Source organism: Salipiger bermudensis (assembly GCF_017309175.1).
Classification (GTDB): domain Bacteria; phylum Pseudomonadota; class Alphaproteobacteria; order Rhodobacterales; family Rhodobacteraceae; genus Salipiger; species Salipiger bermudensis.
In genome coordinates, this window is the sequence record NZ_JAEKJV010000004.1 from 291,925 (window position 1) to 306,070 (window position 14,146).

The window sequence follows — 14,146 nt, forward strand, 5'->3', positions numbered from 1 at the left end:
GGCCTGCCATGCCCGTCATGATCCGGCCCCACCCCCACCTGCAGGTCGCCTTCAGCGCGCTCGTCGTGCTGCTGATCGCGTTGCAGGCACTGCTGGAATGGGGGGGCACGGCGGCACTGCAGGGGCCGGTGGCGGTGATCAGCGTCCTGATCGTGCCCTTCCTCGCGCTCGAGGCGGGGCTCGTCGGCTGGCTCTTCCTGTCGGTGGCGGGCGCAGTCACGCTGGCGTTGATCCTGCAGGGGGCCGACTGGCTGCCGGTGGTGCGCCGGGCGCTGCTGACATCCGGATTCTACGCGGCGTTCTTTTGCGCGCTGTCGCTGCTGCGCAACGTCTCGCAATCCTCGCCAGCGATGGAGAAGGCCGGCACCTTCCTCGCCCGCCAGCCGCCCGGGCGGCGCTACATGGCGCTGACCGTCGGGGCGCATATCTTCGCGCTGGTGCTGAATTACGGCGCCATCCAGCTGCTCGGCGCGCTGTCGCTGACCAGCGCCCGCACCGAGCCCGACGAGGAGATCCGCCGCATCCGCATCCGTCGCATGATGCTGGCGATCCAACGCGGTTTCATCTCCTCCCTGCCGTGGTCGCCCCTGTCCTTCTCGGTGGCAATCGCGGTTTCGGTGATCCCGGGCACAAGCTGGGGTCAGCTGCTGCTGCCGGGGCTGGTGACGGGGGTGATCTATTTCGGCACCGGCTGGGCGATGGACACGATCTTCAAGCCCAAGGTCTCGAGCGGCCGCCGGGCGGTGCAGCTCGATCCCGGGCGCTGGACGGCGCTGCTGCCGCTGGCGCTGCTGCTGGCGATCATGCTGACCTGCATCCTCGTGGTCGAGCTGGCCCTGCACATCCGGGTGATCGGCATCGTTCTGGTGGTGATCCCGGCGATCTCTCTGGTGTGGCTGCGGCTGCAGAGCGAGGCACCCGGCGCCTTCGCCGCGCGGCTGCGCGACTACGCTTTGGTCGAGCTCAATGGCTACAAGCACGAGATCCTGCTGCTGATGTCGGCGGGCTATATCGGCATCACCGCCTCGGCGCTGCTGGGGCCGTGGATGGCCGCCGCCGAGATCGACCTCGCGGCGCTGCCGACCCCGGTGATCCTGCTGTCGCTGCTCTGGATCCTGCCGATCATGGGGCAGATCGGGGCCAACCCGATCCTGACCCTGTCGCTGATCGGCCCGCTGCTGCCGCCCCCCGAGGCGCTCGGCATCTCGCCCACGGCGCTCGCGGTGGCGCTGATCTGCGGCTGGATCCTCACCGGCATCACGTCGCCCTTCACCGCCACGACGCTGCTGATCGCGCGCTTCGGCGGCATCACGCCCTACCAGGTCGGCTGGGTCTGGAACCGCGGCTTCTTCTGCGCGGTGATGGTGCTGCTCTCGCTCTGGGTGCTGCTTTTCGCCTACGTGCTGGGCTAGGTCGGCGAATTACTGACGTGGAAAGGCCCTCCGCAATCGCTTGCGAAGGGCCGTGACCGGACACGAAAAGCGCCGGCGTCAGTCGGCGAAGCGCAGCACCACCCGCCCGCGCGCTGTGTTCTTCTCGGCCATGGTGAAGGCCGCCTGCGCCTCGCTGAAGGGCACCACCCCGTCGGGCGCAACACGGCCCGCCAGCGAGCCCTTGGCGATATGCTCTCCCACCGCCGCGACCATCTCGGGCCGGGCCATCGCGTCGAGCACCGAGACATAAGTGCATTTCAGCCGCGAGTCGGTGACCGGGTTCGACTTGCGCAGCGCCACCGCCACACCGCCGGGCTTGACCAGATGCGAGACGTGATCACCGATCAGCGCCCCGTCGATCAGCCCGTCCGCCTCCTGCCCGTAGGCCGCCTTGAAGGCCTCCGAGAGCCCCTCGCTGCGCGGCAGAACGGTCTCGGCACCGAGCGAGCGCACCAGCTCGGCGTCTGCCTCGGAGGCGTTGGTGGCGGCGCGGATGCCGGCCTGCTTTGCCAGTTGCAGCACCGACCCGCCCAGCATCCCGGCCCCGCCGGTGACGAGCAGCAGCTCGCCGGCCTTCAGCCCGGTCAGCTCCAGCGACAGCATCGCGGTGAGCGCGTTCATCGGCACCGTGGCGGCGGCGACCAGGTCTGTTCCCTCGGGAACAGAGGCGACCTGCTCGGCCGGCACGCAGACATATTGGGTGTGCGCCCCGCCCGCCTGCCGGCGCGGGTTCACCACTCCGATCACCGGCTGGCCCGGTTTCAGCGTCACCCCCTCGCCCACCGCGTGGACATGGCCCGAGAACTCCATCCCGGCGACATAGGGCGGCGTGAGCTCGGTCATCATCGCCGCCTGTTTGCCGTCGCGCATCATCAGGTCGGTCGGGTTCACCGGGGCGGCGACCACCTCGACCACCACCTCGCCGGCGGCGGGGCTGGGGATGTCACGCTCGATCACCTGCAGGACCGACGAGTCGCCGTATTCGTGGAAGGCTACGCTTTTCATTCGGATCTCCTTTGCCGCAACGGCCTGTTTCAAAAAGGTCTATGCGCCCCGTGCGCCGCCATCAACGGTGCCGCCCGGACCGGTGCGCAGCGCAAGGCAGAGCCTATGGGCGCTGCCGGACCCCGCTCAGTGGAACGAACGCCCGCCATCCACCGCCAGCGCCGCGCCGGTCACGTAGCTGGCCTCGGGCCCGGTGAGCCACAGGATCGAGCGCGCGACCTCGGCCGGATCGGCGGGGCGCCCGAGCGCGTAATTCCCGGTATTGCCGAGATAGGGCGCCCCCATCGGCGTATCGACGAGCCCGGGACAGACGCTGTTGACGCGGATCCCCGGGGCCAGCTCGGCGGCGAGCGAGCGCGACAGCGCCACAACCGCACCCTTGGAGGCGGCATAGCTCGACAGGCCCGGCGCGTTCGGCAGAAGCCCCTGCGCCGAGGCGATGTTGACCACCGTGGCCCCGGTCTCGCGCTGCAGGAAGGGCAGGCAGGCACGGATCACCAGGTAGGTGCCGTTGAGATTGACATCGATCTGCTTGCGCCACGCCTCGGCAGGCATCTCGAGCAGCTTGCCGGTCAGCATGATGCCGGCGGCGTTGACCACGCCGTCGATGCCGCCAAGGGCCTCGGCGGCGCGGTCGATGGACTGCTCCACCGCCGCGGCATCGGTGATGTCGAGCCCGATGCCGAGCCCCTCCCCCTCGCCCAGCGTCGCCTCTGCGCCGGCCCCGTCGAGGTCGAGCAGCGCCAGCGCCGCGCCCTCCTGCCGGAACAGCTCGGCCACCGCCTTGCCGATGCCCGAGGCCGCTCCCGTCACCACGATCCTGCGCCCCGCGAGGCGCCGCGTGTTCTCTGTCATCCGTTCTCTCCTCCCTGTGTCACCGGTCCGGTCCGCCCGGTCAGCCGGTGCTCATCTGCTTCTTCATCTGCTGGCGCATGAAGGTGGTCGACCCGGCGCTGTAGCCGCCGTCGATGGCGATCTCCGCCCCGGTGATGAAGCTCGCGCTGTCGCAGGCGAGGAACAGCACCAGCTCGGCGCATTCCGAGGGCGTGCCCGCACGCTCCATCGGGATGCTGGCACGCAGGGACTGCGCCAGCGCTGGCGAGGCGTTGGCAAAGAGCGCGGTCCCCTCGATCTGGCCGGGATGGATGGAGTTCACCCGGATGCCCCACGGCGCGTATTCCACCGAGGCCGTCTTCGACAACCCGCGCAGCCCCCATTTGCTCGCGGTGTAGGCGGCGTCGTAATGGGCCGTCAGCCCGGCCGCCGACGAGACGTTGACGATCGAGCCGCCGCCGCTGTCGCGGATCACCGGTGCGGCGAGCTTCATGCCGAGCATCGGCCCGGTGAGGTTGATGTCGAGCGCCCGCTGCCACGCACCGAGCGCGGTCTCGTCGATGGTGCTTCGCGGCACGATCCCGGCATTGTTGACCAGCACGTTGAGCCCGCCGAAGCGCTCCTGCGCCAGCGCGATGGCGGCGGTCCAGTCCGGCTCGGAGCCGACATCGTGATGCAGGTAGGCGGCACGGCCTCCCGCCTGCTCGATCCCAGCCACCACCTCGGCGCCGTTGGCGTCGTCAATATCGGTCACCACCACCGCCGCGCCCTCGGCTGCGAAGAGCCTGGCCTCGGCGGCCCCCTGCCCGTTCGCCGCGCCGGTGATCAGTGCCACCTTGCCCTCGAGCCTGCCGCTCATGCCGGTCTCCTCTTCGCCTTGCCTCCGCCGCGCGCTACTCATGCCTGTGCCCGCCCGGCGGCGGCGCGCTCTTCCTCGTAGCCGCGGATGATCGCCTCGCGCTTCTCGAGCCACCAGCCGACATTGGGCTGCCAGTGGCCGTAGCTGCGCGCGGGATCGAGCTCGGTCAGCGCCATGTCCGGCCAGTTGGGATTGTTGAGGCACTCGCGCCCGATGGCGACGATATCCGCCTGGCCCGCGCTCAGCGCCTCCTCGGCCTGCCGAGGCTTGAAGATCAGTCCGACGCCCACCGTCGGCAGCTCCGAGCCCTCGCGCACCGCCTGGCTCAGCGGCAGCTGGAAGCCGGGGTAGCGCGCCAGCCGGTTCATCGTCGCGGCGCCGCCGATGCCCCCGGAGGAGCAGTCGATCACATCGACGCCGATCTCGCGCAGGCGCTGGCCGTAGATCACCGACTCCTCCAGCGTCCAGCCTTCCTCGACCCCGTCGACGGCGCTGATGCGCACGAAGAGCAGCTTGTCCTCGGGCACCACGTCGCGCACCGCCGCGATCACCTCGAGCGGGAAGCGCATCCGGTTTTCGAGCTCGCCGCCGTAGTCATCGTTGCGCCGGTTGGCGATGGGCGAGAGGAACTGGTTCAAGAGGTAGCCATGGGCGGAGTGAACCTCGATCACGTCGAAGCCCGCCTCGACTGATCGCCGCGCCGCATCGACCCACATCTGCTTCACCCGCGGCAGATCCTCGGAGGCGATCTCGGCCGGCACCGGCTTGCCCTCGCCCACCGGGATCGGGCTCGGACCGATGGCCTGCCACGGCGCCTCGCCGCGCAGCTCAAGATCCTCCTCGGTCAGCGGCGAGCCGCCATGCCAGGGCCGCCGCGCGCTCGACTTGCGCCCGGCATGCTGGAGCTGGATCGCCGCCACCGAGCCCTGCGCCCGGATGAAGCGTGCGATGCGCGCCAGCGGCGCCACCTGTGCGTCGGTCCAGATCCCGAGATCGGCATAGCTGTGGCGGCCCACCGGGTCGATCGAGGTCGCCTCGAGCATCACCAGCCCGGCACCGCCCATCGCCAGCCGGCCGTAATGGGCAAAGTGCCAGTCCGTCGCGTTACCGTCACCGGAGGTCGAATAGGTGCACATCGGCGAGACCATGATCCGGTTGGGCAACGTGACGCCTCGCAGGGCGAGCGGTTGGGACAGCAGCGACATGAATCGGATTCCTCGAATTGGGTCACGGGGCGGGCGGTGGCCTCACCGCCCGGCGAAGACGGAAGGAGCGCTCAGGCGGCTCCCCGGTTGGCGGTGGTCTGCGTCAGCACGCGCAGGATCTCGGTGGCATCGTCGAGCCCGTCGAGCCCCTGTGCCATTGCGCAGACCCGGGCGACGGTGTCGGGAGCGGGCGGGTGCAGGGCGGCAGCGCAGCACTCGCGGAACTTGGCACAGACGTCGTCCCAGCTCATCGGCGCGTCGGCATTGCCCGGCACCTGGGTGCCGGTGGCGGTGAAGCGGCGCCCGTCGGCCAACACGATCTCGACCCGCCCGGGCGGCATCTCCATTGTCCAGTCGAGATCGGGATCGGGCACCGGCACCACCTTGGCGGCGGTGGCCAGCACCTCGGGGTCGCGCAGGCGCTCGGGCGAGAAATCCGCCACGCTCATGCCCCGGCGCACGATCGCCACGGCAACGAGGAAGGGCATGGCGAACTTGGCGTCGACCAGCGTCTCGGGCGCGCGGCGCTTCTCGAGCGGGGTGCAACCCAGCATGTGGAAATCCCCGACCGCGAGGCGGATCTCTGCAATCTCATCCGGCGCAATGCCTTCGGCGGTGACGATGTCGATCGCAGCCTTCATGTGGCTGTGCGAGGTGCCGACGGCGGGCCAGCGCTTGTAGAGCGTCGCCCCACCCTGGAATTCAGCGCCCAGCCCCGCACGCATCACGGCACTGTCATGACTCGCGAAATAGGTCGGAAAAACGCCGTTCGGCCCCTCGAACAGCGTGTCGAGCCCGCTGGCCCCCTGCTCGGCCAGAAGCGCTGCCAGCACCGCCCCCTTGGCGGAGAATCCGGCATAGACCGCGCGCAGGTCGCTGCCGGTGCCGGAGACCAGTTCCATCACCCCGGCGGACGACTGGCTGGCGGCGCTGAAGGCGGCGATCATCCGGCGCTGGTCGAACCCCATGACGCGGCCGCAGGCGGCGGTGGCGCCGTAGATCGCCAGCACGGTGGAGAGGTTCCAGTCCTTTTTCCACGCCACGTTGCGGCGCATCCGGGCGAACAGATCCTGCCCCACTGCGATGGCGGTGATCAGCGTGCGCCCCGAGACGCCGCCCTGACGCTCGGCCACCGCCAGAGCCGCCGGCACGATCGAGCTCGAGCAGTGCTGGCCCCACGGGGTCTGATCGTCGTAATCGAGGCAATGCGCCAGCGCGCCGTTGTTCATCGCGGCCATCATCGCCGGAGCCCGGCCGCCAAAGCCCAGAAGCGTGCAGTCGGGCGCGCCGCCATGTTCGCGCACGATGGCGTTCATGCCGCGCGCCGCCGGCTCCAGCCCCGAGGCCGCCAAGCAGACGCCCAGCGTGTCGAGCAGGCTCTTGCGTGCCTTGTCGCGGGCCTCGTCCGGCACGCGGTCGTACTCCGCCCCCACGGCAAAGGCGGCAAAATCCTGCACCAGATCCGGCGTCAGGCCCTGCGGCTTGGTCATCTGTCCTCCTCCCGGCCCGCCTCCTGCGCAGGCCCGTCGGGCAGCGGCAGCGCGCGGCGCGGCTGTCCCGACCCGGCGAGCCTAGCCGACCGCCCGGGTCACGCAACGCGCCGGCTTCCTAGAGGCGCCATAGGAAAGCGATGCGGCGCCCGGATGGCGTGGGAGGGATGAACAGGAGAAGGCTATGGCCGCCAGAGTCTGCGGCAATGAAGCCCCGGCGCGCCGTGCGACAGGCTTCCGCGAACGGCGCTCCCGGCCCTACGATATGGGCGGCGAGAGACAGGGGCGCGTCCCCCGCAGCGCCGGAGACAGCAACGCCTGGGGTCGGAGGAGGGCCCGCGGCGAGATCGCATCCGGCACGGCAGGACACCGCAGGAGACCAGGAGACTCCCGCATCGCCGCCCCGGACCTCGTGCGCCTCGCCATTCGGAGAGGCGGTTTTCTAGGGAGGAAGACCAATGAACAAACTCAAGGGACTGCTCTGTGCCGGTGTGGTCGGGCTCGGGCTTCCGGCCGGGGCATCGGCGGAAATGTACCGCGCCTCGTCCTGGCTGCCGGACAACGAGTCCACGGTGATCGTGATGCGCTGGTTCAACGACCAGATCACCGAAGCGACCGATGGCGACATCTCGTTCGAGGTGTTTTCGTCCGGTGCGCTGATGCCGCCGAAATCGCATCTCTCGGGCATTGGCGACGGCGTGGTGCAGCTTGGCTTCCACACCTCGGGCTACACGCCCTCCGAGGTGCCGATTGCCAACGCGCTTGCGGGGTTCGGCTTCATAGAGCCCGATCCCGTCACCATCGGCGCGGCCTGGACCGATTTCGTCATGCATGACGCCGCCCAGAACGAGGAGTTCCTCGAGCATGGCGTGGTGCCGGTCGGCGGGTTTTCGACCCCGACTTACCCGATCATCTGCAACACCAACGAGCCGATCACAGAGCTCGAACAGATGAAGGGCCTCAAGGTGCGCTCTCTGGGGCTGATCGGCAAGCTGGTTCAGGACCTCGGCGGCGTCGCGGTGAACATCCCCGCGCCCGAGATCTACCAGGCGCTTCAAACCGGCCAGATCGACTGCGCCGGCATCTTCCCGTCCTACCTGACGGTGGACAACAGCCTTGCCGAGGTGTCGAAGCACAGCACCCTGATGGAATGGACCGGCAGCTACAACTCGCCGCTCTTCCTGTTCAACCAGGACTTCTGGGAGAGCGCCACGCCCGAGCAACGTCGCCAGATGTTCGAATTCTCGGCGCGCGCGCAGGCCCGCCTCCAGAACACCTACGAAGACCAGCAGCAGGCCTCGATGGACGAGGCCGTGGCCGAGCATGGGCACACGCTGGTGCAGCCGGGCGAGAGCATTCAGGCCGCGGTGGCCGAATGGGTCGAGAACGGCGTCGGCGACATGGCCGGCGTGGCCCGCGACACCTATGGCATCGAGGATCCCGAGGCGCTGTTTTCGCGGTTCGAGCCCTATGTCACCAAGTGGCAGGAGCTGATCGGCGGCATGGAGGACAAGTTCGACGAAGACGCCCTCACCGAGCTGCTGATCGCCAATATCTACGACTCGCTCGACCCCGAGAGCTACGGGGTCGACTGACCCGGGGGCGCGGCAGGGCCGCGCAGCCCCACCGCTCGCAGAGCGGCCCCGGAGCGCCCGCGCTCCGGGGTTTCCCAGACCAAGCAGGAGACCAAAGTGAGCAAGCTTGAAGGACGCACCTACATCGTCACCGGCGCCGGCAGCGGCATCGGCGCCGCGACCGTCGCGCGGCTGATCGAGGATGGCGCCAATGTCGTCGCCGTCGATCTCGATCAGGCCGCCGCACAAAAGACGCTGGACGGGCTCGGCCTCGACGCGGGCCGAGCCGTCGCGGTGGGTGTCGATGTCTCGGACGAGGACAAGGTCGACGCCATGACCGCCGAAGGCATCGCCAAGTTCGGCGGGCTCGACGGCGTTGTGAACTGCGCCGGGGTGCGCGGCGTTGGCAACATCCTCGACACCGATCACGGCGTCTGGGACCTCAACATGAACGTCAATATCGAGGGCTCGTTCAACACAAGCCAGGCCTTCTGCCGCTACGCGCGCGAGCACAACCGCCCCGGCTCCATCGTCAACATCTCGTCGCAGGCCGGTGTCGAGGCGGTGCCGAACCGGCTGTCCTACGTGACCTCCAAGCACGGCGTCGTCGGCCTGACCCGTGGCGTGGCCATCGAGATGGCGCCGCACGGCATCAGATGCAACGGCATCGCGCCCGGCATGATCGCCACCGCGATGACCGCCGGGATGCGCGCCGATCCGGAAAACCTCGAGAAGATCCGCAAGGCGCATCCGATCGGCCGCGAAGGCCAGCCGGAAGAGATTGCCGCGGTGATCTCGTTCCTGCTCAGCGACGATGCCAGCTACGTCACCGGCATCATGATGCCGGTCGATGGCGGCATCACCGCCGGTGCCGCCTCGTTCTGAGCCTGCGCCCCTTCAAACAGACGAACGGCGACACCCCCCGGTGTCGCCGTCTTGCGTCTTGAAGGTGGACCACCTCAGCCCCTGCCTCAGCCCTGGGCGACCCAGGCGTCCTGCAGGAAGTCGCACATCACGTCGAGCACGGCGACCACCATCGCGTCGCCGTCAGCGGTCTTGCAGCCGGCCTCCTTCGCGGCCTTGATCCACGCCGTCTCGCCATGGCCGGCCACCACGTCACCGACGAACATCTCGGCGCTCAGACGCGTGGTGTCGAGCGGCAGCGGATCGCCGTCTTCCATGCCCATCGGCGTGGCGTTGCTGACCACGTCGAACCCGGTCGGATCGGCCTCGCCCACGCGCACCTTGTCGCCCCACTTCTCCTTCAGGAGGCCCACGATCCTCTCCGAGCGCGCGACATCGACATCGTGCACCGCGACCTCGGCGGCGCCGTGCTCGAGCATTGAAATCACGATGGCGCTGCCAGCGCCGCCCGCCCCCAGCACCAGCACCTTCGCGCCCTCGATGGTGGCGCCATTGTCGATCTGCGCCTTCACGAAAGCATCGCCGTCGGTGGTGTGACCGTGCCAGGAACCGTCCTTGTTGCGCCGGATCGCCGCGACCACGCCAAGCATCCGTGAGGTCTCGGTCACCGTGGCGCAATACTGGAAACCGGTCACCTTGTGCGGCATGGTCAGGCTCAGCCCGTCGACATTGCCAGTGGCGGCGAGCCCGGCCAGTACCGTCTCGAGCTGGCCCTCGGGCACCTGCATCGGCAACGAAATCATGTTCATGCCGCGCTCGGCCATGCGGTGGCTCAGCCAGTCCGGAGACCGCGCATAGATGATCGGATCGCCGAGCAGCGGGTAGAGCCGCGTGCGGCCGTTGAGGTTGATGGTCATCGTGGTCCTCCTTGCGTGGTCCGGGCCCGGCCGGACATGGCGGGCCTCCGGTTTCGATCTCGCCACCCGGCGCTGGCCTCGGCGCGCGGCCTCTCAGGTAACAACCGCGTCGCGCAGGAACGCCGGCAGCGCCGTGGCGCGGCGCGCGGTCATGTCGACCGCCAGCGTGCAGAGCTCGTAGAGCGCCACCGGCGCACCGGCATGGTCATAAAGGAGATGCGCGCTGCGATAGGATTTTCCCGACGCGCCGGTGAGCCGCGAGGCGCCACGCAGGAAGCCGCCGCGGGCGAGGCTCCCGAGCCGGGTGTAACGCATCTCGACCAGCATCCGACCGATGCCGCTTTGCTTCGTGAAATCATGAGTATAGCCGAGCGCCACCGCATGGTGATGCGACGCCACCGCCAGCCGCGCGATACCCGGCTCGAAGCGCAGCGTGCCGTCGTCGTGGCGCTCATCGGCACCGACCGGGCCGAGCTCGACAACCACGTCGCGGGCCGGGTCGGGCGTCCATGCTGCTGCCGGTGGTCCGATGAGCCCGCGCGGCAACGCGAGCCTGGCCTCGGCGCGGCCCAGCCGGGCCAGCGCGCGGTTCGGCGCGGCCTCCTCGTCGAGCGCGGTGGCGGCAGGCTTGCCGTGGCAGAGCATGTAGTGCGCCGTCGCAGGCACCTCGCCGGCGTCGCACAGGGCGAAGGAGCGGATCTCGATCGGGTCGGCGCTGTGCAGCTCGCTGTGAAAGCGGATCAGCCGGCGGTGGACGACCACGTCCTCCGCGCGCTGGTCGAGCGCCGCCGCGACCTCTGCTGCGGTCTGGAAGGCGCGGCAGTAGAAGCGCGTGTTCCAGTGGCCGTTGAAATCGCATTCCCATGCCTCGGCGCGGCCATGGAGCGTGGGCGTTCCGGCAAGCGGTTCCGTCATGCGTTGTCCTCCTCTGGCGCCGCCCGCGCCCTGCCTGCGGTGGTCACCGGCTTGCCGGGCGCCGCGGGTCAGCCGGTCCCGGGGGTGCGCCCCAGAATGCGGAACACGTAATCGATCTGGGTCTGGCTATAGCCGTCGATATCGCTATGCGCCTTGAGCCTGCGGCGCTTGAGCGCCCAGGTATGACCCAGCGAGACGATGTTCGAGGCCAGCAGGAAGGCATCGGTCGGCGCGCAGCCCCCGGCCGCGATCACCGCTGCGACGCGGCGCTCGAACAGTGCCGTCACCGCCGCCTCGACCTGACCGAAGAGTGCCCGGTCATCGCGTTCCAGATGGAAGATCTGGTGATAGATCACCGTGGTCTTCTCGTGATGGCGATCGAGAATGGCATAGTAGGTGCGGATCGCCCGGATCAGCATCTCCACCGGGTCGAGATCCTCGTCCTCGATGACGAATAGGTCGCTCTTGTAATCCTCGACGGCGCTGTAGAGGATCAAAATGAGGATATCGTCCTTCTTCTCGACATACTGGTAGATGTTGCCCTGGCTGACGCCGAGCGCGGCGGCGATGTCGCCGATCGCGGTGCGCTGGTAGCCTTCGGCGCGAAACAACCGCGTCGCGGTCTCGATGATCCGGGTGCGGTTGCCGCTGACCAGATCGTTGCGACCCTTCGAGATCGACGTTCGGATGCGTGCCACGCGCCGTTCGAGTTCTTCCATGCTGCTTGTCCTCCCTGAGCGCGCGCCTCCTCGTGGCGCCTCTGCCATTCTGCGAAGCGGTGCCCCGCCGGATCCGCGCGCGACGTCTCGTGACAATGGATCAGCCGCCATGACCGCCGTCGATCACCTCGAGCCCGCGGATGGCGAAGCGCTTTGCGAGCTGCGCGGGATCGGTGCCGGCGTGGCCTGCGGCTGTGCCCTGACGGACCCGGTCGGCGATGCCGACCCAGATCACCGCGAAGCGGAACAGCGCGAAGGCCTCGTGAAACGGCAGCAGCGGCGCGCTGTCGGGCATGTGCTGCATGTAACGCGCCACGAAGGCGTCCTCCTGCGGCAGGCCCTCGGCGTCAAGATCGAGCCCGAGAAGCCCGCCATATTCGTCCGGCGCGGTGTGCCAAGCCATGCAGCAATAGCCGAGATCGGCGAGCGGGTGCCCCAGAGTCGACAGTTCCCAGTCGAGGATCGCAACAACCCGCGGCTCGGTGGGATGAAACAGCACGTTGCCCATGCGGTAATCCCCATGCGCGAGGCTGACCGCGCCGTCATCCTCCGGCAGGTTGGCCTTGAGCCAGTCGAGCAGGCGGTCGAGCTCGGGGATGCCCTCGGTCTCGCTGGCCTCCCACTGCCGGCCCCAGCGTCCGATCTGTCGCTCGAAATAATTGCCCGGCTTGCCGAAATCCCCAAGGCCGACCGCCTCGGGACGGACCTTGTGCATCTCGGCCATGGCATCGGCGAGCCCCATCCAAAGCGCGTGGCGCTCGGCGGGATCGGCCTCGCTCAGGGCGCCATCGGCAAACACCCGGCCCTCGACCCGAGCCATCAGGTAGAACGGCGTGCCCAGCAGCCCGGGGTCATCGTGATAAAGCACCGGCTCGGGCACCGGCACGCCAGTGGGGTGCAGCGCGGCCAGCACGCGATACTCGCGGTCGACCGCGTGGGCGCCGCGCAGGATCGGCCCGTTGGGCTGCTTGCGCAGCACCATGTCGCGGCTGCCGTGGGTGACGAAGTAGGTCGGGTTCGACTGCCCGCCCGAGATCCGGTCGAGCGTGAACACCTCCGCCGCACCGAACCGGTCGTCGAGGAAGCCCTGCAGCGCCTCGGCGGCGAAATCCACCTCGCCGCTCATGCGCCCACGTCCCATTTCCAGAAGTCGCGGCCTTCCTTCTCGACATTGCGGTGCAGCACCATCTTGTGCACCTCGTCGGCGCCGTCGACCAGCCGCGCCTGCCTGGCGTAGCGATAGATCCACTCGAGCGGCGTGTCCTTGGAATAGCCGCGCGCGCCGTTGATCTGGATCGCGGTGTCGGCGGCCTTGTGCAGCACGTTGGCCACGTGGACCTTGGCCATCGACACCTCCTTGCGGGCGAAACTGCCCTGGTCCAGCGCCCAGGCGGCCTTCATCACCAGCATCCGGCCGATCTCGATCTGCATCGCCAGGTCGCCCAGCATCATCTGCACGCTCTCGCGCTTCGACAGCCGTTCGCCGAAGGCGAAACGGTTGTGAGCGTACTCGCTTGCGATCTCGACACAGCGCTTGGACAGGCCGAGCCAGCGCATGCAATGGGTAAGACGCGCCGGCCCGAGGCGGATCTGCGTGAGCTTGAGCCCGTCGCCCTCGTTCATCAGCAGGTTCTCGGCGGGGATCTCCATGTCCTCGTAGACCACCTCGCAATGGCCGCCATGCTCTTCCGGCCCCATGATCGGGATGCGGCGCTCGATGCGGAAACCGGGCGTGTCGCGCTTGTGCAGGAAAGCCGAGAGCCCCTTGCGCGGATCGTCCGAGGTCCGCGCGATCAGGATGAAATGCTCGCTCTCCTCGGCCCCGGTGATGAACCACTTGCGGCCGCGCACGATGTATTTGTCACCGTCCTTCCGGGCGGAGGTCAGCATCATTCCACCCGGGTCCGAGCCCGAGCCCGGCGCCGGTTCGGTCATCACGAAGGCCGACTGCACGTCACCGCGCACGATGGGCTGGAGCCACGCGGCCTTCTGCGCCTCGGTGCCGACCTTCTCGAGCACCTGCATGTTGCCGTCATCCGGCGCAGCGGCGTTGAACACGACCGGTCCGAAGATCGAGCGGTTCATCTCCTCGTAGCACACCGCCATGCCCTGAATGCCAAGCTCCTGCCCGCCGGTCTCCTGCTTCAGCTGAAGACACCAGAGGCCCTCGGCCTTGGCCTTGGCGCGCAGATCCCGGAGCACATCCTTGCGGATGTTCTCGTGCGGGTCGTAATTCGCCCGGTCCTCCTCGAGCGGCAGGATCTCCTGCTCGACGAAGCGGGCGATGCGGGCGCGGTAATCCTCGATCTTCGGGGAAATGGTGAAATCCAT

At 68.7% G+C, this 14,146-nt stretch carries 13 protein-coding genes; 3 read left to right on the forward strand and 10 right to left on the reverse strand.

Translation table 11 applies throughout. The features are described from left to right. Nucleotides 1–8: 8 nt before the first annotated feature. Nucleotides 9–1,412, forward strand: coding sequence for a hypothetical protein (locus JF542_RS07780; protein WP_242533652.1), 1,404 nt, complete (start codon nt 9–11; stop codon nt 1,410–1,412). 78 nt (nt 1,413–1,490) lie between these two features. Here JF542_RS07780 and JF542_RS07785 read toward each other — a convergent pair whose 3' ends face one another. The 5 genes from JF542_RS07785 to JF542_RS07805 all read right to left on the reverse strand — a co-directional run bounded on the left by JF542_RS07785 (nt 1,491) and on the right by JF542_RS07805 (nt 6,826). After that, entirely contained in the window at nt 1,491–2,438 is a 948-nt protein-coding gene (locus JF542_RS07785) for an NADP-dependent oxidoreductase (RefSeq protein ID WP_207075410.1), read from the reverse strand. Between the two features lie 126 nt (nt 2,439–2,564). Then, on the reverse strand, nt 2,565–3,293 hold the full coding sequence (locus JF542_RS07790) for an SDR family NAD(P)-dependent oxidoreductase (RefSeq protein ID WP_207075411.1): 729 nt from the start codon (nt 3,291–3,293) through the stop codon (nt 2,565–2,567). A gap of 40 nt (nt 3,294–3,333) precedes the next feature. After that, a complete protein-coding gene (locus JF542_RS07795; RefSeq protein WP_040545662.1) occupies nt 3,334–4,131 on the reverse strand; it encodes an SDR family NAD(P)-dependent oxidoreductase in 798 nt (265 codons plus the stop codon). Between the two features lie 38 nt (nt 4,132–4,169). Further along, nucleotides 4,170–5,336, reverse strand: coding sequence for an NADH:flavin oxidoreductase/NADH oxidase (locus JF542_RS07800; RefSeq protein ID WP_207075412.1), 1,167 nt, complete (start codon nt 5,334–5,336; stop codon nt 4,170–4,172). 71 nt (nt 5,337–5,407) lie between these two features. Next, nucleotides 5,408–6,826, reverse strand: coding sequence for an MmgE/PrpD family protein (locus tag JF542_RS07805; RefSeq protein ID WP_207075413.1), 1,419 nt, complete (start codon nt 6,824–6,826; stop codon nt 5,408–5,410). A 458-nt stretch (nt 6,827–7,284) separates the two neighbouring features. Here JF542_RS07805 and JF542_RS07810 point away from each other — a divergent pair, with 458 nt between their 5' ends. After that, nucleotides 7,285–8,421 (forward strand): C4-dicarboxylate TRAP transporter substrate-binding protein, encoded by a 1,137-nt coding sequence (locus JF542_RS07810; RefSeq protein ID WP_040545664.1) that lies wholly within the window; start codon nt 7,285–7,287, stop codon nt 8,419–8,421. 96 nt (nt 8,422–8,517) lie between these two features. Beyond that, entirely contained in the window at nt 8,518–9,285 is a 768-nt protein-coding gene (locus tag JF542_RS07815) for an SDR family oxidoreductase (protein WP_207075414.1), read from the forward strand. A gap of 86 nt (nt 9,286–9,371) precedes the next feature. On the opposite strand, the gene JF542_RS07820 is transcribed toward JF542_RS07815, so the two are convergent. From JF542_RS07820 to JF542_RS07840, 5 genes are all read right to left on the reverse strand, one after another. Continuing rightward, on the reverse strand, nt 9,372–10,181 hold the full coding sequence (locus JF542_RS07820) for a shikimate dehydrogenase family protein (protein WP_242533653.1): 810 nt from the start codon (nt 10,179–10,181) through the stop codon (nt 9,372–9,374). A gap of 93 nt (nt 10,182–10,274) precedes the next feature. Continuing rightward, nucleotides 10,275–11,096: a thioesterase family protein gene (locus JF542_RS07825; protein ID WP_207075415.1), complete on the reverse strand. Its 822-nt coding sequence runs from the start codon at nt 11,094–11,096 to the stop codon at nt 10,275–10,277. Between the two features lie 68 nt (nt 11,097–11,164). Beyond that, a complete protein-coding gene (locus tag JF542_RS07830; RefSeq protein ID WP_207075416.1) occupies nt 11,165–11,815 on the reverse strand; it encodes a TetR/AcrR family transcriptional regulator in 651 nt (216 codons plus the stop codon). A 100-nt stretch (nt 11,816–11,915) separates the two neighbouring features. Next, nucleotides 11,916–12,941, reverse strand: a complete 1,026-nt coding sequence (locus JF542_RS07835; protein WP_207075417.1) for a phosphotransferase family protein — start codon at nt 12,939–12,941, stop codon at nt 11,916–11,918. Continuing rightward, the gene (locus tag JF542_RS07840) at nt 12,938–14,146 is read right to left on the reverse strand and encodes an acyl-CoA dehydrogenase family protein (RefSeq protein WP_207075418.1); all 1,209 of its coding nucleotides are present in this window, start codon (nt 14,144–14,146) and stop codon (nt 12,938–12,940) included. Before JF542_RS07840 ends, JF542_RS07835 begins: the two co-directional genes overlap by 4 nt.